General features: G+C 72.3%; 13 protein-coding genes and 1 tRNA gene. 4 read left to right on the plus strand and 10 right to left on the minus strand.

Translation table 11 applies throughout. From position 1 onward, the window contains the following. Nucleotides 1-18 precede the first annotated feature (18 nt). The 3 genes from RNL97_RS23480 to RNL97_RS23490 form a co-directional block, all read right to left on the minus strand. Nucleotides 19-1,440: a maltokinase N-terminal cap-like domain-containing protein gene (locus RNL97_RS23480; RefSeq protein WP_243315208.1), complete on the minus strand. Its 1,422-nt coding sequence runs from the start codon at nt 1,438-1,440 to the stop codon at nt 19-21. Nucleotides 1,441-1,667: 227 nt separating this feature from the next. Continuing rightward, the gene (gene treS / locus RNL97_RS23485; RefSeq protein ID WP_030579965.1) at nt 1,668-3,374 is read right to left on the minus strand and encodes a maltose alpha-D-glucosyltransferase; all 1,707 of its coding nucleotides are present in this window, start codon (nt 3,372-3,374) and stop codon (nt 1,668-1,670) included. Next, a complete protein-coding gene (locus RNL97_RS23490) occupies nt 3,371-5,389 on the minus strand; it encodes an alpha-1,4-glucan--maltose-1-phosphate maltosyltransferase (RefSeq protein ID WP_030579968.1) in 2,019 nt (672 codons plus the stop codon). The genes treS and RNL97_RS23490 overlap by 4 nt, the downstream gene beginning before the upstream one ends. 685 nt (nt 5,390-6,074) lie before the next feature. On the opposite strand from RNL97_RS23490, the gene glgP reads away from it, so the two are divergent. Continuing rightward, on the plus strand, nt 6,075-8,744 hold the full coding sequence (glgP, locus tag RNL97_RS23495; RefSeq protein WP_243315212.1) for an alpha-glucan family phosphorylase: 2,670 nt from the start codon (nt 6,075-6,077) through the stop codon (nt 8,742-8,744). Between the two features lie 228 nt (nt 8,745-8,972). Next, on the plus strand, nt 8,973-10,193 hold the full coding sequence (locus RNL97_RS23500; protein WP_030579975.1) for an alginate lyase family protein: 1,221 nt from the start codon (nt 8,973-8,975) through the stop codon (nt 10,191-10,193). A gap of 75 nt (nt 10,194-10,268) precedes the next feature. Here RNL97_RS23500 and RNL97_RS23505 read toward each other — a convergent pair whose 3' ends face one another. After that, entirely contained in the window at nt 10,269-12,314 is a 2,046-nt protein-coding gene (locus RNL97_RS23505; RefSeq protein ID WP_030579978.1) for a M4 family metallopeptidase, read from the minus strand. A 392-nt stretch (nt 12,315-12,706) separates the two neighbouring features. Continuing rightward, nucleotides 12,707-13,297, minus strand: a complete 591-nt coding sequence (locus tag RNL97_RS23510; protein ID WP_313751159.1) for a TetR/AcrR family transcriptional regulator — start codon at nt 13,295-13,297, stop codon at nt 12,707-12,709. 108 nt (nt 13,298-13,405) lie between these two features. On the opposite strand from RNL97_RS23510, the gene RNL97_RS23515 reads away from it, so the two are divergent. Together RNL97_RS23515 and RNL97_RS23520 are read left to right on the plus strand one after the other, a co-directional pair. Then, a complete protein-coding gene (locus RNL97_RS23515) occupies nt 13,406-14,467 on the plus strand; it encodes an FAD-dependent oxidoreductase (RefSeq protein WP_030579982.1) in 1,062 nt (353 codons plus the stop codon). A gap of 78 nt (nt 14,468-14,545) precedes the next feature. Further along, nucleotides 14,546-14,665, plus strand: a tRNA-OTHER gene (locus RNL97_RS23520). 79 nt (nt 14,666-14,744) lie between these two features. On the opposite strand, the gene RNL97_RS23525 is transcribed toward RNL97_RS23520, so the two are convergent. From RNL97_RS23525 to glgX, 5 genes are all read right to left on the minus strand, one after another. Continuing rightward, entirely contained in the window at nt 14,745-15,377 is a 633-nt protein-coding gene (locus tag RNL97_RS23525; RefSeq protein WP_313751160.1) for a phosphatase PAP2 family protein, read from the minus strand. Continuing rightward, nucleotides 15,374-16,633 carry a diacylglycerol/lipid kinase family protein gene (locus RNL97_RS23530; RefSeq protein WP_313751161.1) on the minus strand — a complete coding sequence of 420 codons (1,260 nt, stop codon included), beginning with the start codon at nt 16,631-16,633 and terminating at the stop codon, nt 15,374-15,376. The genes RNL97_RS23525 and RNL97_RS23530 overlap by 4 nt, the downstream gene beginning before the upstream one ends. 182 nt (nt 16,634-16,815) lie before the next feature. Next, nucleotides 16,816-18,705, minus strand: coding sequence for an ABC transporter ATP-binding protein (locus tag RNL97_RS23535; protein WP_313751162.1), 1,890 nt, complete (start codon nt 18,703-18,705; stop codon nt 16,816-16,818). Beyond that, nucleotides 18,702-20,645: an ABC transporter ATP-binding protein gene (locus RNL97_RS23540; RefSeq protein WP_313751163.1), complete on the minus strand. Its 1,944-nt coding sequence runs from the start codon at nt 20,643-20,645 to the stop codon at nt 18,702-18,704. The genes RNL97_RS23535 and RNL97_RS23540 overlap by 4 nt, the downstream gene beginning before the upstream one ends. 169 nt (nt 20,646-20,814) lie before the next feature. Continuing rightward, nucleotides 20,815-23,106, minus strand: a complete 2,292-nt coding sequence (gene glgX, locus RNL97_RS23545) for a glycogen debranching protein GlgX (RefSeq protein WP_030579999.1) — start codon at nt 23,104-23,106, stop codon at nt 20,815-20,817. Nucleotides 23,107-23,131: the final 25 nt, after the last annotated feature.

The raw sequence follows: 23,131 nt of genomic DNA on the forward strand, positions 1-23,131 counted from the left end.
CGGGGACGCGGCCCGGGCTCAGGCCGCCGCCGACCGGGCCAGCCGCTGGATGGCGGCCATCGGGACCGGCAGCCAGTCGGGGCGGTGCCGGGCCTCGTACACCACTTCGTACACGGCCTTGTCGGTCTCGTGGGCGCGCAGCAGCTCCGGTTCGCCGCGCGGATCGCTGCCCGAGGCCTGCGCGTACCCCTCGCAGTAGGCGGCACGGCAGCGGGCCGCCCACTCCGGGTTCCACGGGCGGTGCGAGCGGGCCGCGTAGTCGAAGGACCGCAGCATGCCCGCGACATCCCGCACCGGGGGTGCGGGCATGCGGCGCTCGGGCAGCGGGCGGGCCGGTTCGCCCTCGAAGTCGATCAGCGACCAGAAGCCGTCGGCGGAGCGCAGCGTCTGCCCGAGGTGGAGATCGCCGTGCACCCGTTGCTGGGCCCAGCCGCTGCCCCGGACCCCGAGATCCGTCACCGCGTCGAACGCGGCGCGCAGCCCGGGGACGTACGGCACGAGCGCCGGGACCGCCTGGGCGGCCGCCTCCAGCCGCTGGGTCATCCGGGCGACGAGCTGCCGGGTCTGGGTGCCGCGCAGCGCCGGGGTCGGCAGTGCGGCGGCGAGCGCGGTGTGCACCTCGGCGGTGGCCCGGCCCAGCGCCCGTGCCTCGGGCAGGAAGTCGCGGCCCGCGGCGAGCGCGGCCAGCGCGAGCTGCCAGCCGTCGCGGGCCCCCTGCAGGAAGGGCTGGAGGACGCCGAGGGTGAGCGGTTCGGCGCCGGGGACCTCGAACCAGGCGACCGGGGCGGGCACCCGTTCGCACCCCTCGCCGGTGAGGGCGAGAGGCAGCTCCAGGTCCGGGTTGGTGCCCGGGAAGACCCGCCGGAAGATCTTGAGGATGAACGCGTCCCCGTAGACCAGCGAGGAGTTGGACTGCTCGGCGTCCAGCACCCGGGGCGCGAGGCCGGACGGGATCTCGGCGGTCCGCTCGAAGAGCAGCGAGCCGAGGCTGCCGGGGCGGCGGAACCGTTCCAGCAGTACATCGGCCAGCCGGGGGTCGTGCAGCGCGTCGTACACGGTCCGCCCGGCGAGCGGCCCCCGCTCCACGCGGCCGACCAGCGCTCCGGCGAGCAGTGGCGGCAGGGACGTCCGTACGCCCAGGAGCAGCTGGTAGCAGTCGTCGGCCGGCCGGACCGACCGGGAGGGCTGTTCGACCCGCAGCAGCAGATGCAGGAGCCCGGGGCCCGCCGTGCCGTCCAGCGGCACCATCTCGGTGGCCGAGACCAGCCGGAAGCCGGTGACCGGTCGGCCCTTGCCGGCGAACCAGCGCTGCCGGGGCAGCCATTCATGGAGCAGTGGAGCGAGGGACGGGAGCAGGGCCCCGTCCGTCGTACTGCCGGTAGTTGCGCTGTTCCTCGTGCTCTTCGCCAGGGCGACGTGAGTGGATGCAGCCTCCGACATGGCATCGCGTCCTTTCCCCGGGCACACAGGATGCGAAGAGTGTCCCGGATTGCGGCAACGGCTGTCCGGCTGTGCGGGACGTGTCGGGAGAGGAAGGTGCTTACGGACTCGAACGGCGGAACCGCGAAGGCCCGAGGCGTGGGTCCGAAGAGGCCCAGGGCCTTCGTTTCGCTCAGAGTGCCCCGTGCGGGGCGGTGGAAACCGCCCCGCACGCAACAGTCGCCTTCTCAGGCCGGCGGCGCGTCCTTGCGCAGCCGGAACCAGTAGAAGCCGTGTCCGGCAAGGGTCAGCAGGTAGGGCCACTGACCGATGGCCGGGAAGCGTACCCCGCCGATCAATTCCACCGGATGACGTCCGCTGAACGATCGGAGGTCCAGTTCCGTCGGCTGCGCGAACCGCGAGAAGTTGTGCACGCACAGGACGAGGTCGTCCTTGTACTCGCGGGTGAACGCCAGCACCGCCGGGTTGGAGGACGGGAGTTCGGTGTACTCGCCGAGACCGAAGGCCGGATTCTGCTTCCGGATCTCGATCATCCGGCGGGTCCAGTGCAGCAGCGAGGACGGCGAGGCCATCGAGGCCTCGACGTTGGTGACCTGGTAGCCGTAGACCGGGTCCATGATCGTGGGGAGGTAGAGCCGCCCCGGGTCGCTGGAGGAGAACCCGGCGTTGCGGTCGGGCGTCCACTGCATCGGGGTGCGCACCGCGTCCCGGTCGCCCAGCCAGATGTTGTCGCCCATCCCGATCTCGTCCCCGTAGTAGAGGATCGGGGAGCCCGGCAGCGACAGCAGCAGCGCGGTGAACAGCTCGATCTGGTTGCGGTCGTTGTCCAGCAGCGGGGCGAGCCGCCTGCGGATGCCGATGTTGGCGCGCATCCGCGGGTCCTTGGCGTACTCCGCGTACATGTAGTCGCGCTCTTCGTCCGTGACCATTTCGAGCGTGAGCTCGTCGTGGTTGCGCAGGAAGATGCCCCACTGGCAGTTCTTCGGGATCTCCGGGGTCTTGGCCAGGATTTCGGAGACCGGGTAGCGGCTCTCCCGGCGCACCGCCATGAAGATCCGCGGCATCACGGGGAAGTGGAACGCCATATGGCATTCGTCGCCGCCCGCCTCGTAGTCGCCGAAGTAGTCGACGACGTCCTCCGGCCACTGGTTGGCCTCGGCGAGGAGCACGGTGTCCGGGTAGTTGGCGTCGATCTCCTTGCGGACCCGCTTGAGGAAGTGGTGGGTCTCGGGGAGGTTCTCGCAGTTGGTGCCCTCGCGCTGGTAGAGGTAGGGCACCGCGTCGACCCGGAAGCCGTCGATGCCCAGGTCCAGCCAGAACCGCAGGGCCGCCAGGATCTCCTCCTGGACCGCCGGGTTCTCGTAGTTGAGGTCCGGCTGGTGCGAGAAGAAGCGGTGCCAGTAGTACTGCTTGCGCACCGGGTCGAAGGTCCAGTTCGACGTCTCGGTGTCGACGAAGATGATCCGGGCGTCCTGGAACTGCTTGTCGTCGTCCGCCCAGACGTAGTAGTCGCCGTACGGTCCGTCGGGGTCGGTGCGGGACTGCTGGAACCACTCGTGCTGATCGCTCGTGTGGTTCATGACGAAGTCGATGATGACGCGCATGCCGCGCTGGTGCGCGGCGTCCACGAACTCCACGAAGTCGGCGAGATCGCCGAACTCCGGGAGCACGGCGGTGTAGTCGGAGACGTCGTAGCCCCCGTCGCGCAGCGGCGACTTGAAGAACGGCGGCAGCCAGAGGCAGTCGACACCGAGCCACTGGAGATAGTCCAGCTTTGCGGTGATGCCCTTGAGGTCGCCGATTCCGTCGCCGTTGGAGTCCTGGAAGGACCGGACGAGCACCTCGTAGAAGACGGCTCGTTTGAACCAGTCGGGATCGCGATCCTTGGCGGGGGTGTCCTCGAACGTGTCGGGGACAGGCTCATTGACGATCATGGTGTGGGTGACCCTCCGGTCGGCGGGGACGGTCGCAGGACGGCGATGTGCGCGGGCGTGATGCCCGGCTCTAGGCGCACATAGAAGGCCCTGCCCCAGTGGTAGGTGTCGCCGGTGAGCTCGTCGCGCACCGGTACGCGCTCGTGCCAGGAGAGGCCGAGCCGCTCCATGTCCAACGAGACCGTGGCCTCCTGGGTGTGGTGCGGGTCGAGGTTCACGACCACCAGAACGGTGTTCGCTCCGGAGCGCTTGCTGTAGGCGATCAGCGCTTCGTTGTCGGTGTGGTGGAAGTGGACGTCGCGCAGCTGCCGCAGAGCGGGGTTACGCCGGCGGATCCGGTTCAGCGAGGTGATCAGAGGGGTGAGCGTGCGGCCCTCGCGCTCCGCCGACTCCCAGTCCCTCGGGCGCAGTTCGTACTTCTCCGAGTGCAGGTACTCCTCGCTCCCCGGCTTGACCGGGGTGTTCTCGCACAGCTCGAATCCCGCGTACACGCCCCAGGAAGGGGCCAGCGTCGCGGCCAGCACCGCCCGCGCCTCGAAGGCCGGGCGGCCGCCTTCCTGGAGGTAGCCGGGAAGGATGTCGGGGGTGTTCACGAAGAAGTTGGGCCGCATGTAGGAGGCGGCCTCACCGGCCAGCTCCGTGACGTACTCGGTCAGTTCGTGCTTGGTGTTGCGCCAGGTGAAGTACGTGTACGACTGCTGGAAGCCGACCGCGCCGAGGGTGTGCATCATCGCCGGGCGGGTGAACGCCTCCGCCAGGAAGATGACGTCGGGGTCGGTGCCGTTGATCTCCGCGATGACCTTCTCCCAGAAGACCACCGGCTTGGTGTGCGGGTTGTCGACCCGGAAGATACGCACCCCGTGGTCCATCCAGAAGCGCAGAATGCGTACGGTCTCCGCCACCAGGCCGCGCATGTCCTTGTCGAAGGCGATCGGGTAGATGTCCTGGTACTTCTTCGGCGGGTTCTCGGCGTACGCGATCGAACCGTCGGCGCGGTGGTGGAACCAGTCCGGGTGCTCCTTGACCCACGGGTGGTCCGGCGAGCACTGGAGCGCGAAGTCCAGGGCGATCTCCATCCGCAGATTGCGGGCGGTCGCCACGAAGTGGTCGAAGTCCTCCAGCGTGCCCAGCTCCGGGTGGACCGCGTCGTGCCCGCCGTCCGGCGAACCGATCGCCCAAGGCACGCCCGGGTCGTGCTCCCCGGGCGTCAGCGTGTTGTCCGGGCCCTTGCGGTGGGTCGTCCCGATCGGGTGGATCGGCGGCAGGTACACCACGTCGAACCCCATCGCGGCGACCGCGGGCAGCCGCTCGGCGGCCGTCCGGAAGGTCCCGCTGACCAGCCGGGTCGGCGCCTGCGGCGAGGTGTCCGCCGGGTCCACCGGCACTCGCTTCGCCCCCTCGGAGCGGGGGAACAGCTCGTACCAGGACCCGAACAGAGCCCGCTCGCGCTCCACCCGGACCGCCAGCGGCTTGGAGCGGGTGACCAGTTCGCGCAGCGGATAGCGGGCGAGCACCGCGTCGGCTGCCGGCGTCAGCGCGGCGGCCAGCCGGGCGGCCGCCGGGTGGGCGGTGTCGCGCAGCGCGTCCACCGCGGCCAGCACCGCCTCGCGGCCGTGCTTCTTCGGCACGCCCGCGGCGGCCCGCTCCAGGAGCGCCGCGCCCTCGGCCAGCACCAGGTCCGTGTCGATGCCCGCCGGGATCTTGATCGCGGCGTGGTGCCGCCAGGTGGTGACCGGATCGCTCCAGGCCTCCACCGTGTACGTCCAGCGGCCCTCGGCGTCCGGGGTGATGTCCGCACCCCACCGGTCCGTGCCCTGCGCCAGCTCGCGCATCGGGGTCCACGGGCCGGTGCGCCCGCTCGGATCGCGCAGCACGACATTGGCGGCCACCGCGTCATGGCCTTCACGGAAGACGGTGGCGGTGACCTGGAAGGTCTCACCGACGACGGCCTTCGCCGCCCGTCTGCCGCAGTCGACGAGAGGACGGACGTCCAGGACGGGAATACGACCGATCATGGAATCACCTGAGGGCTGGAGGAGCTCGGCGTGCACGGAGGACGGCACGGGCGCGGAGGACCGACCGCGTGTGCCGCGAAGACGGGAATCTGTCCTTTGTAGCTGCTCAGCTGTCTGCTGACGGGCTGTGGGCATGGCCGCTCCTGTCCGCGTTCACTCGAATGGCACTCGAATGGGTGGGTCGCGGGGGTTTCGTGCATGTTTCGGGATGCACGGGAGAACGTGTGCGGGCCGGGTCGTGTCGTGTACCGGGGAAGCCTTCCCCGCCTCGGAGGGTGGGAAATCCGGCGCCGTGTTAACTACTCGGTCGTAACGGGCCCCTCGGGCTCCGCCGCACGCGGCGCGTACGCCCCGCCGGGCGCAGGAGACCCGAAGCGCCCCCACGGGTTCCGGATACCCGTTCTGCGGCGCCACACGGCAGCCTTCCCTGTGACAGAGAGGTCCACAAGGCTGAGTACGGGAGGGAAATCGGCCAAACCCCCAGGTGGGAGGAGTGACGGGGGATCACGGGCGGGGGGCGTGGGGCGTCTGGGGGAGGCGCGCGGCGTGCGGGCCCCGGGCCGGGCGCGCCCTCCGCGCGCCGTGGCAGCCCGCCACGGACGGCCGCTACCGTCAGGGGTGACGGAAGGGACGCACACCGTGGTGCGTCCGCTCGGATGCGCAAGTCCCCTGTAAAGGTGGAGCAGTGAAGGCCATTCGTCGATTCACCGTGCGTCCTGTCCTCCCCGAACCCCTTCGACCCCTGCACGACCTCGCGCGCAATCTGCGCTGGTCGTGGCAGACCGAGACCCGCGAGCTCTTCCGGGCCGCCGACCCCGAGGGCTGGCGGCCCGCGGACGCCGACCCCGTACGCCTGCTCGGCTCGCTGTCCGCCGGGCGGCTGGCCGAACTGGCCGGGGACGCGGAGTACCTCGGCCGCCTCGCCGCGGCCTCCGCCGATCTGGCGGAATATCTGGACGGCCCGCGCTGGTATCAGGAACAGCGGGCCGCCGGAGCCGAACTCCCCTCCGCCATCGCCTACTTCTCACCCGAATTCGGTGTCACCGCCGCCCTGCCCCAGTACAGCGGCGGCCTCGGCATCCTGGCCGGCGACCACCTCAAGGCCGCCAGCGACCTCGGCGTCCCGCTCATCGGCGTCGGGCTGCTCTACCGGCACGGCTACTTCCGCCAGACCCTCTCGCGCGAGGGCTGGCAGCAGGAGCACTATCCCGTCCTCGACCCCAACGAACTCCCGCTCGACCTGGTCCGCGAGGACGACGGCACCCCCGCCCGGGTCGTCCTCGCGCTGCCCGGCGGACGCTCGCTGCACGCGTGCATCTGGCTGGCCCGGGTCGGCCGCGTGCCGCTGCTCCTCCTCGACTCCGACGTCGAGGAGAACGCCCCCGGCGAACGCGACGTCACCGACCGGCTCTACGGCGGCGGCAGCGACCACCGCCTCCTCCAGGAGATGCTGCTCGGCATCGGCGGCGTGCGCGCCGTGCGCACCTGGTGCCGGCTGACCGGCACCCCGGAGCCGGAGGTGTTCCACACCAACGAGGGCCACGCCGGCTTCCTCGGCCTGGAGCGCATCCGCGAACTCATCCCCACCGGACTCGACTTCGACGCCGCCCTCGAAGTGGTCCGCGCCGGGACCGTCTTCACCACCCACACCCCGGTGCCCGCCGGCATAGACCGTTTCGACCGGGGTCTCGTCGCCCGCCACTTCGGCGACGAGGGCGAACTGCCCGGCGTACCCGTCGAGAAGATCCTGCCGCTCGGGACCGAGACCTACCCCGGCGGCGAGCCGGAGCTGTTCAACATGGCGGTGATGGGCCTGCGGCTCGCCCAGCGCGCCAACGGCGTCTCCACCCTCCACGGGGCGGTCAGCCGGGAGATGTTCTCCGGGCTCTGGCCGGGCTTCGACCCCGCCGAGGTGCCGATCACCTCCGTCACCAACGGGGTCCACGCCCCGACCTGGGTCGCCCCCGAGGTGTTCCGGCTCGGGGCGGGCCAGGTCGGCGAGGGCCGCGCCCACCAGGTGCTGGCCGGCGACGCGGTGGCCGACGAGGCATCCGCGCGGACGGGCACGCCCCGCCGCTGGGACGCGGTGTCCGGCATCGGCGACCAGGAGATCTGGGACCTCCGCCGGGACCTGCGCGGACAGCTCGTCACCGAGGTCCGCCGCCGCCTCTACGCCTCCTGGCGCAGGCGCGGCGCGGGCACCGCCGAGCTGGGCTGGATCGACGGCGTCCTCGACCCGGACATCCTGACCATCGGCTTCGCCCGCCGCGTCCCCTCGTACAAGCGGCTGACCCTGATGCTGCGCGACCGCGACCGGCTGCGCGAGCTGCTGCTCCACCCGACGCACCCGATCCAGATCGTTGTCGCGGGCAAGGCCCATCCGGCCGACGACGGAGGGAAGCGGCTGGTGCAGGAGCTGGTGCGGTTCGCGGACGACCCGCGCGTGCGCCACCGCATCGTGTTCCTCCCGGACTACGGCATGGGCATGGCACAGAAGCTCTACCCGGGCTGCGACGTCTGGCTCAACAACCCGCTGCGCCCGCTGGAGGCCTGCGGCACGAGCGGGATGAAGGCGGCGCTCAACGGCTGCCTCAACCTGTCGGTGCGCGACGGCTGGTGGGACGAGTGGTTCGACCCCGACTTCGGCTGGGAGATCCCCACCGCCGACGGCTCCGCGGTCGACGAGGACCGCCGGGACGAGCTGGAGTCGAACGCCCTCTACGCCCTGATCGAGGACCGGGTCGCCCCGCGCTTCTACGACCGGGGCGCCGGGGGACTGCCCGACCGCTGGATCGAGATGGTCCGCTCCACCCTGGTCAACCTGGGCCCGAAGGTGCTCGCGGGGCGGATGGTGCGCGAGTACGTGGAGCGCCTGTACGCCCCCGCCGCCCAGGCCCGCCGGGCGCTGGAGCCCGCGGTGGCGCGGGATCTCGCCGGGTGGAAGGCCCGGGTCCGGGCGGCCTGGCGCGGGGTCTCCGTCGACCATGTGGAGACGGTCACCGGGGGCGCCGCGGGCGGCTCGGCGGAGCTGGGGGCCACCCTGGCGCTGCGGGTGCGGGTCACGCTCGGCGGCCTGGAGCCGGACGACGTGGAGGTCCAGGTGGTCGCGGGCCGGGTCGACTCCGGCGACGCCATCGCGGACGCCCAGACCTTCCCGCTGAAGCCGGCGGGCGGTCAGGACCTGGAGGACCGCTGGCTGTACGAAGGCCCGCTCACCCCGGACCGGACGGGACCGTACGGCTACACCGTGCGCGTCCTGCCGGCCCACCGGCTGCTGGCCACCAGCGCCGAACTGGGCCTGGTCGCCCTGCCGACCGAGGCGACGGGGGAGGGCGGGGGCGTGCTGATGCGCTGAGCGCGTGTCATCGCGGACCCGAGGGGCCCGGCATCCACGCGGTGCCGGGCCCCTGCGCGTGTGCCGGGGGTTCCTTCGTGCGGTGAACACAGAACCTTGACGTGTCCATGGAATGGATTTACGTTCCTGACTCATTGCGCGGTTCATCATATGGCCCACGGTTCACACCCATGAACTTCTTCGTCGGGTCGGGCCATGGAGCCGCCACCCCACCGGAAGGCACCCCCCATGCGTACCGGCACCATCCCCCGCGTCCTCGGCACGGCCGCCGCCCTGGCCGCGCTGCTCACCACGGCCCTCGCCGCACCCGCCGTGGCGGAGAGATCCACGACGTCCGGCCGCGCACCCGCCAAGGCCGCCGCCCCCGCGGACTTCACCCATCCCGGCGTGCTCGTCAGCCGTCCCCAGCTGGACTTCGTCCGGGGCCGGGTGCAGGCGGGCGCCCAGCCGTGGAAGGGCGCCTACGACCAGATGACGGAAAGCAAGTACGCCTCCCTGACCCGGACCGCCAAGCCGCGCGCGGTCGTCGAGTGCGGCTCGTACTCCAACCCCGACAACGGCTGCACGGACGAGCGCGAGGACGCCATCGCCGCGTACACGCTCTCGCTCGCCTGGTACATCACCCAGGACGGCCGGTACGCCCGGAAGGCGATCCAGATCATGGACGCCTGGTCGGCCGTGATCAGGGACCACACCAACAGCAACGCGCCGCTCCAGACCGGCTGGGCCGGCTCCACCTGGCCGCGCGCCGCCGAGATCATCAAGTACACCTACAGCAGCTGGCCCAACTCCGGCCGCTTCGGCACGATGCTGCGCGATGTCTACCTTCCCGAGGTCGCAGGCGGCTCCCACTCCAACGGGAACTGGGAGCTGTCCATGACCGAGGCGGCGATCGGGATCGCGGTCTTCCTGGAGGACCGCGCCGCCTACGACAAGGCCGTGGGGAAATTCCGCGGACGTGTCCCCGCGTACATCTATGTGACCGCCGACGGGTCGCTGCCTAAGGTCGCGCCGGGCAGCGGGCTCGACACCCGGGCCGAGGTCATCGCCTACTGGCAGGGGCAGTCCACCTTCATGGACGGGCTCTCCCAGGAGACCTGCCGGGACCTGACCCACACCGGCTACGGCCTCTCCGCCATCTCCCACATCGCCGAGACCAGCCGCATCCAGGGCCAGGACCTCTACCCGGAGACCGCCGACCGGCTGCGGCACGCGATGGGGCTGCACGCCAAGCACCAGCTGGGCGCCCCCGTGCCGTCCTCGCTCTGCGGCGGCTCCCTCAAGGACAGCCTGGGGCCGGTCACCGAGGTCGGCTTCAACGCGCTCGCCAACCGCCTCGGGCACGCCATGACCAACACGCGGACGCTGACCGAGCGGCAGCGGCCCGCCGGGTCGAACAACCTGTTCGTCGCCTGGGAGACCCTGACCCACGCGAACAACCCGGCCTGACCGCGCGGGCCACGCCATGACGAACGGCCCGGAAGAGGTCTCCCTCTTCCGGGCCGTTCGGCCGTTGCCGGTGGATCAGAAGGTGAGCTTGAAACTGTTGATCTTTCCGGTGTCCTGACGGGCGACGTCCTGGACCTTCAGCTTCCAGACCCCGTTGGCCACCTCGGACGAGGCGTTGACCGTGTAGGTCGCCACCACGTTGTCCGCGGAATCGCCGGAGGAGGAGTTCTTCAGCCGGTAGGCCGTGCCGTCCGGGGCCACCAGGTCGATGACCAGGTCACCGCGCCAGGTGTGCGAGATGTTCACGTCCACCTTGAGGGCGCTCGGCGCGTTGCCCGCGACACCGGAGACGGTGACCGCGCTGGTGACGGCCGCACCGGCGTCCGGGATGTTCACCGCGGTGGTGTTCTCGAACACCTTGCCGCCCGGGTCGGGGTCGCCGCCGCCGGGGCGGGCGCCCACGTTGATGCCGGCCCAGGCGTGGGCCACGGCCGCGTACTCGGGGCTGGTGGCCCCGTACAGCTCACTGGCGACCGCGAGCGTGCCGGTGCGGGCGGCGGCGTAGTTGGTCGTCGAGGTGAACTTGGTGGTGAGCGCCTTGAACCAGATCTGCAGCGCCTTGTCCCGGCCGATGCCGGTCACCGGGAGCCCGTCGGAGGTCGGCGAGTCGTAGTTGACGCCGTTGACGGTCTTGGCGCCGCTGCCCTCGGAGAGCAGGTAGAACCAGTGGTTCGCCGGCCCCGAGGAGTAGTGGACGTCGACGTTGCCGATGCCCGAGTACCAGTAGTCCTTGGACGAGCCGTCCTTCGAGGGCTTGTCCATGTAGCGCAGCGGGGTGCCGTTGCCGTTGATGTCGATCTTCTCGCCGACCAGGTAGTCGCCCGGGTCCTGGTCGGTGTTGGAGTAGAACTCCACACCGGCGGCGAAGATGTCGGAGGTGGCCTCGTTCAGGCCGCCGGACTCGCCGCTGTAGACGAGCTTGGCGGTGACCGAGGTCAGGCCGTGCGTCATCTCGTGGGCGGCCACGTCCAGGGAGGTCAGCGGCTTGACGTTGCCGCTGCCGTCGCCGTACGTCATGCAGAAGCAGCTGTCCTGCCAGAACGCGTTGACGTAGTTGTTGCCGTAGTGGACGCGGGAGTACGCGCCGACGCCGTCACCGCGGATGCCGGAGCGGCCGTGCACGTTCTTGTAGTAGTCCCACGTCTCGGCCGCGCCGTAGTGCGCGTCCGCGCCCGCCGTCTCGGCGTTCTGCGGAGTGCCGTCGCCCCAGATGTCGTCCGGTCCGGAGAACAGCGTGCCGGTGCCGGAGCTGCCCCGGTTCAGGTTGTACGTCTTGTGGTTGCCGCGCGTGGTGTCGGTCAGGGTGTACGAGGGCGCGGTGCCCAGGGTGACCTGGCCGTTGTACTGCGTGTTGCCCGTGCCGTTGTGGACGGCCTGCCACTCGTAGAGCTTCTCGCCCGAGGTGGCGTCGGTGAGCACGTGCAGCTCGTTCGGGGTGCCGTCGTGCTGGAGTCCGCCGACCACGGTCTCGTACGCGAGCTGCGGGGAACCGCCGCCCAGCCAGACCACCTTGCGCGGGGCCCTCTCCGCCTCCTCGGCCTTGGACCCCTCGGCCTTGGCCGCGCCGAGCGCCTGCTTCTCGGCGGCGGCCGGGGCCACGTCGGCGGTCAGGCCGACCGCCTTCAGCTGCGCGCTGGTCGCCTTCGACGCCTTGCTGACGCCCTCGGTCTTCCCGGCCGCGGACTCCTTGACCACGAGGTCGCCGCCGAGGACGGGGAGCCCGTCGAGGGTGCGCTCGTAGCGGGTGTGCGTGGTGCCGTCGCGGTCCTGGACCACGTCACGGACCACGAGCTTCTCGGTGGACCCGAGACCGAGCTCCTTGGCGGTGGCCGCCTTCGTGGCGTTCGCCTCGCTGAGCAGCTCCGCGCGCTGGGCGGGGGAGAGCTTGGCGGGCAGGGCGCCCGGGTCGGCCTTCGTGCCGGCGGTGATGCCGCCGAGCGGGGCCGAGGCGGGAGCGGAGGTGGCGGTCGCGGCGCCGGACGGGACGGCGACGGCGATGAGGGCTGCTGCGGCTATCAGAGCGCCGGTCGCGGTGGTGCGACGGCTGGGCGTGGATCTCACGCGGACTCCTTCTGCGAGGGGGGTACCGGGCGGCCTGGACGGGCCGTCCGGACGGTGCAGGCGGTGCGCAGAACGGGGTGAAGAGTGTCAGCAGACGACCGTGCCTGTCAGGAGCGCGTCAATAACTTGGCCGGTTTTCGTTCGTTGCTGGAAAGGTCATGTTCGTTAAGCGGACGTTTCGCCGATCATTGCCGCAGTGTTACCGGGCGTTCCGAAGTCCGGTATTCACAGGGTGGTCACAGGTTTCGCGCGCGAAGGCCACCGCGCCGCCGCGGGCGGGGAGAGGTGTGATGACCGCCAGATGAGACGGCGTCGGGTTCTGGCCAGATCCGCGCGCCGGAATGTGCCGGTCCGTCAGGGTGCGGGGAACCCTCCGGAATCGGGTGCGGGCTTCAGGCGGTCGCGTCCGGCGGGTACACCGTGTCCAGGAGATCGCGCACGAAGCGGTCCGGGTCGGCGAGTCCCGCCGCCGCGAGGGTGCCGGGCCCGTCCGTCAGGAGGTGCGGGACCGCCGCGTGCAGGGCGAGGGTGACGACAGCGGCCCGCTGCGGGGTCACGGGCAGCCCTGCGGCGCGCTGGGCCAGCTCGAAGCCCGCGAAGTCGCCGCTCGCCATCGGGTCGAGGATGCCGGAGAGCCAGGGCCGCCGGGTCGCCTCGGCCTGGAGCTCCAGCACCGCGAGGAGACGGGCGCGCCCCGGTCCCGCTGCGTTCTCCAGGAGTGAGCGGAAGAGGGTCACCAGCCCCTCGCGGTCCGCAGGGCCCGGGTGGGCGGCCGGCTGTCCGGTGAGCGCGAGGTACTGCTCCAGGCAGCGTTCCGCCACCGCGCGGAGGACGGCGTCCCGGGTCGGGAAGTAGTTCTTGGTGGTGCCGGACGGCACCTCGGCGGCCTGGTCCACGGCGCGGTGCGTCAGCCCGCGCCCGCCGTCCCGGGCCAGCACCTCGATCGCCGCGTCCCGCAGCCGGTCCCGCCGGTCCGGATTCACCCGCGCTCCCTCGTCTCCGCTCTCCGTCCTTGCTGATATTACCCCAGCCGTGGTACCACGGATGTGGTGGTTCCTCTGTGCGAGCCCTACGAGCTTCGGGAGTGCGGCATGGCAGGGACAGCGACCGTCGTCGGCGCGGGCATCGGCGGCCTGGCGGCCGCGATCGGGCTCCGCCGCGCGGGCTGGAGCGTGACGGTGCTGGAACGCCGCACGGAACTGGAGCGGTACGGAGCGGCCTTCGGCATCCACCCCACCGCACAGTCCGCGCTCGACCGCCTGGGTGTCGGCGACGCGCTGCGTGAGCACGCCGTCCCCTACCGCGACGCGCACATCCGCACCCCGGACGGCTCCTCCATCGCCCGCCTCCCGCTGGAACGCATCGAACGCAAGGCGGGCCGCCCCGAACTCCTCATCTCCCGCCCGTACTTGCTCGACGCCCTGCTCGCGGGCCTGGACGCCTTCGGTGACGTACCGGTCAAACTCGGCGAGCGGGTCACCGACGTGGACGCCCTGGCCGCCGGGCAGGACCTGGTGGTCGGCGCCGACGGCATCCGCAGCGCCGTCCGCACCGCCCGCTTCGGCGACCGCAGCGGCCCGCACGAGGTCGGCACCGTCGCCTGGATCGGCATCGCCGACATCGAGAGCCCGGTGCACGGCGAGACCTGGGGGAGCGGCCGCTTCTTCGGACTGACCCCGGTCGAACCGGGCCGCACCAACTGGTACGCCACCGCCCCCGAGGCCACCACGGCCGACGAACTGCGCGGCCTCTTCGCCGGCTGGCACGACCCGATCCCGCGCATCCTGGCCGCCACCGACCCGGCGACCTGGATCCGCTACGAGATGCGCCACCTGCACCCGGCGCTGCCGTCCTTCGTCTCCGCCGCCGCAGGCCCTGCCCCCGTGGCCCTGGTCGGCGACGCGGCCCACGCCATGACGCCCAACCTGGGCCAGGGAGCCTGCACCGCGATCCTCGACGCGGACGCCCTGGCCCGCGCGCTCGCCGCGGCGCCCCCGAGCCCGGCGGGCCTCGCCGGCGCCCTGCGCGCCTACGACCGCGAACGCCGCCGCAGCGCCCAGCGGACCGCCTTCGCCTCGCGGACCCTGCACCGCTTCATGAGCACGGAACGCACCCGGCTGCGGAACGCGGCGGTGCGGCTGCTGCCGGGGTGAGGACGGCGAATCCGGTCGCCCGGACACGGCCGCGCCCCTACGATCGGCGGACCGGGGTCACGTGGTCCCGCAGGGTGCGGTGCCGTGGCCGAGCGGTCCAAGGCGATCGCCGCGGGGGAGGTCCACCCTGCGGCGACTCGATGAGGCAGGGGCGGACCTGTCCCGTCTCGTCCGCGGGTTCGAATCCCGTCGGCATCGCACCCGCCCTACCGGGTGTCCGGTCCGGTCGGGCCGGTGCACGGCATACGAGTCGGAGGGGCGCCCTGCGGCTCCCCGGTCACGTTGTACGTCTTCCCGGGAGCTCCCTGCTCAGCCGGCGTGCCGTCACCGCGCTCGCGACGCCGAGGACCGCGCCGGCGGCCACGTCGCCGGGGTAGTGGACGCGGGAGCAGGCGATGGCGCTCGCCAGGCTCCAGAGCGGCAGCAGGGCCCCCGGCAGGACGGCGCCGGCTCCGATGGCGAAGGCGACGGCCGAGGCGGTGTGGCCGGACGGGAAGGAAGCGGAAGCGGGCATGGGAACCTGGCGTGCGACCGTGACCGGGGCTGCCTCCCGGTCGGGGCGACGCCGGTGGACCAGGCGTTTGGCGAGCAGGTTCGCGGAGGCGGAGGCCATGGCGACCGCGCCGAGCCCCGCACCTGCCGCCTGCCGGGGCCGTCCGGGGAAGACGGCGAGCCCGGCGGCGATGCCCAGCGAGAGCTTGGAGCGGTCGGCCGCCCGGGACAGCCGCCGCAGCGCCGTGTCCAGCGTGGGGGTGGGCGTGGCGGCCACTGCCGCGTACACGGCACCGTCGATGGCGCGCAGGTCGCGCAGCGCGGCGGCGACGGTCGCCCCCGCGGTCCCGGTCCGGCACGACCCGCCCGTCTCGTCGGCGGGAACGCCGGCGGCACCGGGCCCGTCCGCCGCCCTCATCGCGCACGCCCAAGGGCCAGCGCCGCGATCCAGCGCCAGTTCAGCGGTGACGCCGGGGCCACGGTGCCCGGCCGGGTGCGGGGGACCAGGACGCGCAGGGCCCGGCGCCGCACCGTGCAGAGGACCGGAGCCGGCAGCATCAGCGCCTCACCGTCCACCGCGACCGGAATCAGGTCTTCCGGGGCCGTCACCTCGACTCCGCGCACCGTGGCGAAGACGACGCCCTGCGCGTGCGCGCCTCGCACGGCGAGGTCGGCGGCCTGGGCCGCGCTCTCCACGCGCACGGCGATCACCCCGAGCTTGCCGCGGTCCAGGCGCGGTCGCAGACCCGCGGCGAGCGGATCGGGTCTGGCATAGGGATTGTTGGTCACGAGGACGGCCTGCTGTCCGGTGAGCAGCTTCTCCCCGGCGGCCGCGTCGAGGCGCCTGCCCTCCGTCCCGAGCAGGTCGGGCAGCAGCGCGAGCGCGGTCCCCGCCTTCGCGTCGCGGTACTCGGGCTGCTGCACGATATCCGCGTACGCCCCGAAGGACACGGTGTTGACGAAGGGCCGCCCGTTCACCAAGCCCAGGTCGACGCGGAGTTCCTCGCCGTCGGTCAGCGCGTCCAGGCAGCGGGCCGGGTCGGTGCGGTCGAGGCCGAGGTCCATGGCGAAGTGGTTGCGCGTGCCCGCCGGGATCACCAGGAAAGGCAGCCCGTGCTCGGCCGCGACCCCCGCGACCAGCGCCTGCGTACCGTCCCCGCCGGCCACTCCGAGCAGGTCGGCACCGTTCGCGGCAGCCTCGCGCGCCAGCTCCTCCACATCGGTCCCGCCGCCCTCGGTGTCGAGCAAGTGCACCCGCGCACCGAGCCGTTCGGCCTTCTCCACAAGGCCGAAGCGCCCGACCTTCCCGCCGCCGGAGCGCGGATTCATGATGAGGAAGGGCTGCCGCGGCCGACGTCCGGCGCTGCCGCGCACCACGTACGCCTTGCCGTGCGCGCGCATCGCCGCCCGGCCGCAGACCAGGGCCAGGCCGTACAGCACCAGGGCGAGCAGCGCCCAGACCCAGACGCCCCGCCAGATGTAGTAGGCGAGCACCGCGACCGGCGCGGCGACCGCGAGGAGTGCGCCCAGCAGGCGGGGCAGCCCGCGCAGGGAGAGCAGCCACCACAGGCCCACGGCGGACAGGGCCAGCCCTGCGATCCCGGCGACGAAGACCAGCACCCCGACGTCGACGAGCGCCAGGCACAGCACCGCGACCACGGCCGCGAGTGCCACCAGCGCGCACCGGGCCAGGAACCGGGGAGCTCCCCGAGAGGGCCGACGACCGCTCACCCGTACCACCTCCGGTCCGATTCTCACGTACGCCGCCCGGCCCGGCATCCGGGGCCGGGCCGGACTCGGCGGCGCCGCGCGCAGGCTCCCCGGAAGCGCGGGCCGCTACGAGCGCCGCCCGCTCCTCAGCTCAAGCTGTCCCTCCACGTCCGGTGCAGCCCCGCGAACCGCCCCGTACCGCCGATCAGTTCCGAGGGGGCGCCGTCCTCCACGATCCGGCCGTGCTCCATCACCAGCACCCGGTCCGCGATCTCCACCGTGGAGAGCCGGTGGGCGATCACCACCGCCGTGCGGCCGTGCAGCACCGTGTCCATGGCCCGTTGGACCGCGCGCTCGCCGGGGATGTCCAGGGAGCTGGTCGCCTCGTCCAGGATCAGCACCGACGGGTTCGCCAGCAGGGCGCGGGCGAAGGCCACCAACTGGCGCTGGCCCGCCGAGATCCGGCCGCCCCGCTTCCGTACGTCGGTGTCGTAACCGTCCGGCAGGGCCGCGATGAAGTCGTGCGCGCCGATCGCCTTCGCGGCGTGCTCGATCTCCTCGCGGGTGGCGTCCGGGCGGCCGATCGCGATGTTCTCCGCGACCGTGCCGGAGAACAGGAACGCCTCCTGCGTCACCATCACCACACCCCGGCGCAGCTCGGCGGTGGACAGGTCGCGCAGGTCCGTGCCGTCCAGCAGGACCCGGCCCTCGGTCGGGTCGTAGAAGCGGGCCAGCAGCTTGGCCAGCGTCGACTTGCCCGCGCCCGTGGAACCGACGACCGCCACGGTCCGTCCGGCCGGGATGCGCAGGTCGAAGGCGGGCAGCACCTCGCCCCCCGTACGGTAGGCGAACCGCACGCCGTCGAAGACGACCTCCCGGCCCGGGAGGCCGCCCGAGCGCGACGGCAGCTCGGTGGGGTGGTCGGTCTCGGGGACGTTCGGCGTCTGGGCCAGGAGGCCGGCGATCTTCGCCAGTGAAGCGGCCGCCGACTCGTAGGAGTTGAGGAACATCCCCAGCCGGTCGATCGGGTCGTACAGTCGGCGCATATACAGCACCGCCGCAGCCAGCACCCCGAGCGCCAGCGTGCCGTCCGCCACCCGGTAGGCGCCCCACAGGACCATGCCGGCCACCGCCGTGTTGGCGACCAGCCGGGAGCCGACGACATAGCGGGCCATCTCCAGCATGGCATCGCCGTTCGACCGCTCGTGGCGGGTGTTCAGCTCCGTGAAGGCGGCGTCGTTGCTCCGCTCCCGGCGGAACGCCTGGACCGGGCGGATGCCGTTCATCGTCTCCGCGAACTTCACGATCACCGCCGCGATCGCCGTGGAGCGGACGGTGAACGCGACGGACGCCCGCCGCCGGTACATGCGGACCATCAGATACAGCGGTACGAAGGAGAGCGTGGCGATCGCGCCGATCCCCAGGTCGAGCCAGAGCAGCACCACGGCGATCGACACGAACGAGAGGACCACGCCGATCAGTTCCTGGAGCCCCTCGCTCAGCAGCTCCCGCAGCGACTCGACGTCCGTGGTCGAGCGCGAGATCAGCCGCCCCGAGGTGTAGCGCTCGTGGAAGTCGATGCTCAGCGCCTGAGCGTGTCGGAAGATCCGGCCGCGCAGCTCCAGCAGCACGTCCTGGTTGATCCGCGCGGCGGCCCGGATGAAGCCGTACTGGAGGACGCCCGCCCCGGCCGAGCAGAGCGCGTAGCCGACGGCGACCGCGACCAGCGGGCCGTAGTCGTGGTCCCGGAACGCCGGAACCCCGCTGTCGATCGCGTACGCCACGAGCAGCGGGCCCGCCTGCATCGCCACCTGCTGCACCACCAGCAGGAGGGCCGCCATCGCGACCCGGCCGCGCATCGGGGCCAGCAGCGAGAACAGCAGCGCCAGGGTCGCCCCGGGCGGCGCGGGCAGGTCGTCCCGGTCGAACGGGTCGCCGGAGGGCCGGGGTTCGGGAGTGGTCGGACTCTTCTTCCGTTTCCGCAGGCCTTCGTCCTCGGCCGCGGGAAGCGAGGCGTCGTCGGTGGTCGTGGTCATCGGGCACTGCCCTCCTCGGCGGGAACCTGCTGGGCGGGGGCGGTCTTCGGCGCGGCGGCCGGGGGCGGTGCGGCGTCCTCAGGCACCCGCGCCGTGCGCTCCGGCGCGGCGTCGGCGCCACCGGCGCCCCTGGGCGCCGCTGCCGGGCCGTCCCCTGCCGGGCCGTCCGCCCCGCCGGACCCCGCGCCCGACATCAGCCAGGCGTACTCCGCGTTGTCGCGCAGCAGCTCCTGATGCGTGCCGACCGCGGCGATACGGCCCCCGGACAGCAGCGCCACCCGGTCCGCCAGCATCACGGTCGACGGGCGGTGCGCCACGACCACCGCCGTCGTCCGCGCCAGGACCTCCCGCAGCGCGGCCTCCACCAGCGTCTCCGTATGCACGTCCAGCGCGGAGAGCGGATCGTCCAGCACCAGGAAGCGCGGCTCACCGACCACCGCGCGCGCCAGCGCCAGGCGCTGACGCTGGCCGCCGGAGAGGCTCAGGCCCTGCTCGCCGACCTCCGTGTCCAGCCCCTGCGGCAGGTCGTGCACGAAGTCCGCCTGGGCCACCGACAGCGCCCGGCGCACCTGCTCCTCGTCCGCGTCCGCCGCGCCCATCGTCACGTTCTCGCCGACCGTCGCGGAGAACAGCGTCGGCTCCTCGAACGCCACCGACACCAGCTCCCGCAGCCGTGAGCGCTCCATCGTGGCGATGTCCTCGCCGTCCAGCGTGATCCGCCCGCCGGTCACCTCGTGCAGTCGGGGCACCAGCGCCGTCAGCGTCGTCTTGCCCGACCCCGTACCCCCGACGAGGGCCAGCGTCTCGCCGGGCCGGATGTGCAGATCGATGCCCGACAGGACGGGCGGGGAGTCCGGGTCCGCGTCCGGGTAGCGGAACGCGACGCCCTCGAACACCATCCCCGGCGCGGTGGCCGGCGTGCCCTCCCGTACGGCGACGGCGCCCCGCTCCTCCGCCACGTCCATCACCTCGAAGTACCGGTCGGTGGCGGTCGCCGACTCCTGGCTCATCGCCAGCAGGAAGCCGATCGACTCCACCGGCCAGCGCAGTGCGAGTGCCGTGGACAGGAACGCCACCAGCGTGCCCGCCGACAGCGTCCCGTCCGCCACCTGGATCGTGCCGAGCACCAGCGCCGCGCCGATCGCCAGCTCCGGGATGGCCGTGATCAGCGCCCAGATCCCGGCGAGCAGCCGGGCCTTGCCCAGCTCCGTGTCGCGCAACCGGTGCGCGAGCGCCTTGAACGCCCGCGCCTGGCTGCGATGCCGGCCGAAGCCCTTGACGATGCGGATGCCCAGCACGCTCTCCTCGACGACCGTCGTGAGGTCGCCGACCTGGTCCTGGGCCCGGCGCGCGACCACCGAGTACTTCGTCTCGAACAGCGAGCACAGGATGATCAGCGGCACCGCGGGCGCCAGCAGCACCAGACCGAGCGTCCAGTCCTGGGCGAACAGAAGGACGAACCCGACGAGGATCGTCGCCGTGTTGACGACCAGGAAGGTCAGCGGGAACGCCAGGAACATCCGCAGCAGCATCAGGTCCGTCGTCCCGCGCGACAGCAGCTGACCCGAGGCCCAGCGGTCGTGGAACGCGACCGGCAGCCGTTGCAGATGGCGGAAGAGGTCCGCCCGCATCGCCGCCTCGACCCCGGCCAGCGGCCGCGCCACCAGCCACCGCCGGAACCCGAACAGCAGCGCCTCCGCGATGCCGAGCAGCAGCAGGTACAGCGCCCCCAGCCACACCCCGCCCGGATCGCGGTCGGCGACCGGGCCGTCCACCATCCATTTCAGGACCAGTGGGATCACCAGCCCCAGACAGGACGCCAGGATCGCCACGAAGGCGGCCGTGAACAGGCGCACCCGCACGGGTCGGACATAGGGCCACAGGCGCAGGAGGGAGCGCACGGCGGACCGGTCCGTGCGCTCTGCAGGCATTTTGGGCATCAGGGCCGACCCTACGTTTCACCACTGACATCGGTCCTCCCAATTTCCGGCCGCCCGCCGCCCGCTCACCCCCCGCCCGCCCGGTCCGGTCGCACCCGGTCGTACTCCGCCGTCACCGCCGTCGGTTGTGACCGGGGCATCCTCGGCTGACCTGTCTCCTCCCGCTCCGCTACTCCACCACGCGCAGCAGCAGCACCGAACGGGCCGGCACCGTCATCTCCGTACCGCCGTCCAGGGCCGTGCCCGGAGCCTCGGCCTGTTCCTCCCGCGAGGTGTCCAGGACCAGTTCGTACGCGTCTCCCCACGGCGCCCCCGGCAGGGCGAAGGACGTCGGCTCCGCGCCCGCGTGCAGGACGGCCAGGAAGCTGTCGTCGGTCACCGGCTCCCCCCGGGCGTCCCGCCCCGGGATGTCCCGCCCGGAGAGGTAGAGCCCGATCGTGGCGGCGGGCGCGTACCAGTCGCCCTCCGTCATCTCCCGGCCGTCCCGGGCGAACCACGCCAGATCCCGCAGCCCGTCCGGGGCCTGCGCCCGGCCGGAGAAGAACGCGCGGCGCCGCAGCACCGGATGGGTCCGGCGCAGCGTCAGCACCCGGGCCGTCAACGCGGTCAGCTCCCGCCACTGCGGCTGGTCCAGCAGCGACCAGTCGACCCAGCCGGTCTCGTTGTCCTGGCAGTAGGCGTTGTTGTTGCCGCCCTGCGTCCGGCCCATCTCGTCTCCGGCCACCAGCATCGGCACCCCGGTGGACAGCAGCAGCGTGGTCAGCAGATTGCGGAGCTGACGGCGGCGCAGCGCGTTGATCTCCGGATCGTCGCTCTCGCCCTCCGCTCCGCAGTTCCACGCCCGGTTGTCGTTCGTCCCGTCCCGGTTGCCCTCCCCGTTGGCCTCGTTGTGCTTCTGCTCGTAGGAGACCAGGTCGCGCAGGGTGAATCCGTCGTGCGCCGTGACGAAGTTGACCGAGGCGTACGGACGGCGCCCGCCCCAGGCGTACAGGTCGCTGGAGCCGGTCAGCCGGTAGCCGAGATCCCGTACGTCGGGGAGCGCGCCGCGCCAGAAGTCCCGTACGGCGTCGCGGTAGCGGTCGTTCCACTCGGTCCACAGGGGCGGGAAGGCTCCCACCTGGTAGCCGCCGTTGCCGACGTCCCACGGCTCGGCGATCAGCTTGACCCGGCGCAGCACCGGATCCTGGGCGATGACCGCGAGGAACGGGGAGAGCATGTCGACGTCGTGCATCGACCGGGCCAGCGCCGCCGCCAGATCGAAGCGGAAGCCGTCGACGCCCATCTCGGTGACCCAGTAGCGCAGCGAGTCGGTGATGAGCCGCAGCACCTGGGGCTGGACGACGTGCAGGGTGTTGCCGCAGCCGGTGTAGTCGGCGTAGCGGCGCGGGTCGCCCTCCAGACGGTAGTAGCCGCGGTTGTCGATGCCGCGCAGCGACAGCATCGGCCCCAGCTCGCCCGCCTCCGCGGTGTGGTTGTAGACGACGTCGAGGATCACCTCGATCCCGGCGTCGTGCAGCGCGCGCACCATCCGCTTGAACTCACCGACCTGCTGGCCGGCCGTGCCGGATGCGGAGTAGTCGGCGTGCGGGGCGAAGTAGCCGATGGAGTTGTAGCCCCAGTGGTTGTGCAGCCCGCGCCGCAGCAGATGGTCCTCGTGGGCGAACTGGTGCACCGGGAGCAGTTCGACGGCGGTCACCCCGAGCCGGGTGAGGTGCTCGATCGCCGCCGGATGCGCGAGACCGGCGTACGTGCCGCGCAGCTCGGGCGGGATGTCCGGGTGCAGCCTGGTGAATCCGCGGACGTGCAGCTCGTAGATGACGGAGTCGGCCCACGGGGTCTTCGGGCGGCGGTCCTCCACCCAGTCGTCGTCATCGTGGACGACCACGCCCTTGGGGACGTACGGGGCCGAGTCCCGGTCGTCGCGCACGGTGTCGGCGACATGCTGGTCCGGCCAGTCCCGGACATGCCCGTACACCTCGGGCGGCAGGGCGAAGGTCCCGTCCACCGCACGGGCGTACGGGTCGAGCAGCAGCTTCGCCGCGTTCCAGCGGGCCCCCGTCCACGGGTCCCAGCGGCCGTGCACCCGGTAGCCGTAGCGCTGACCGGGGCGTACGCCGGGGACGAAGCCGTGCCAGATCTCATGGGTCAGCTCGGTCAGCGGGCAGCGCGTCTCGACGCCCCGCTCGTCGAACAGACACAGTTCGACCGCCTCGGCCCCGCCCGCCCACAGCGCGAAGTTCGTCCCCGCCACCCCGTCCGGGCCGACCCGGAAGCGGGCCCCCAGCGGCATCGGGGCCCCGGGCCACACGGTGGGGGCCGGGGCCGCGGCCCGTACGGCTTCGGCGTGCTCGGTGCGCTGCACCTCCACGATCTCCGCCCGGACGGCGGCCACCGTCCCCGGATCCCGCACCGCCTCCCGCTCGGGATCCTGTACTGCCTCCTGCTCGGCTGCGCTCGACACCGTGTAGCCTCCCGCGGCTCATAGG

It is taken from the genome of Streptomyces parvus (assembly GCF_032121415.1).
Taxonomy (GTDB): domain Bacteria; phylum Actinomycetota; class Actinomycetes; order Streptomycetales; family Streptomycetaceae; genus Streptomyces; species Streptomyces globisporus_A.

What these genes read in the sequence shown, in the direction of transcription:
- RNL97_RS23480 (WP_243315208.1), bottom strand. Translation starts at nt 1,440, where the DNA reads ATGTCGGAGGCTGCATCCACTCACGTCGCCCTGGCGAAGAGCACGAGG.
- treS (WP_030579965.1), bottom strand. Translation starts at nt 3,374, where the DNA reads ATGATCGTCAATGAGCCTGTCCCCGACACGTTCGAGGACACCCCCGCC.
- RNL97_RS23490 (WP_030579968.1), bottom strand. Translation starts at nt 5,389, where the DNA reads ATGATCGGTCGTATTCCCGTCCTGGACGTCCGTCCTCTCGTCGACTGC.
- RNL97_RS23500 (WP_030579975.1), top strand. Translation starts at nt 8,973, where the DNA reads ATGCGTACCGGCACCATCCCCCGCGTCCTCGGCACGGCCGCCGCCCTG.
- RNL97_RS23515 (WP_030579982.1), top strand. Translation starts at nt 13,406, where the DNA reads ATGGCAGGGACAGCGACCGTCGTCGGCGCGGGCATCGGCGGCCTGGCG.
- RNL97_RS23525 (WP_313751160.1), bottom strand. Translation starts at nt 15,377, where the DNA reads ATGAGGGCGGCGGACGGGCCCGGTGCCGCCGGCGTTCCCGCCGACGAG.
- RNL97_RS23535 (WP_313751162.1), bottom strand. Translation starts at nt 18,705, where the DNA reads ATGACCACGACCACCGACGACGCCTCGCTTCCCGCGGCCGAGGACGAA.
- RNL97_RS23540 (WP_313751163.1), bottom strand. Translation starts at nt 20,645, where the DNA reads ATGCCCAAAATGCCTGCAGAGCGCACGGACCGGTCCGCCGTGCGCTCC.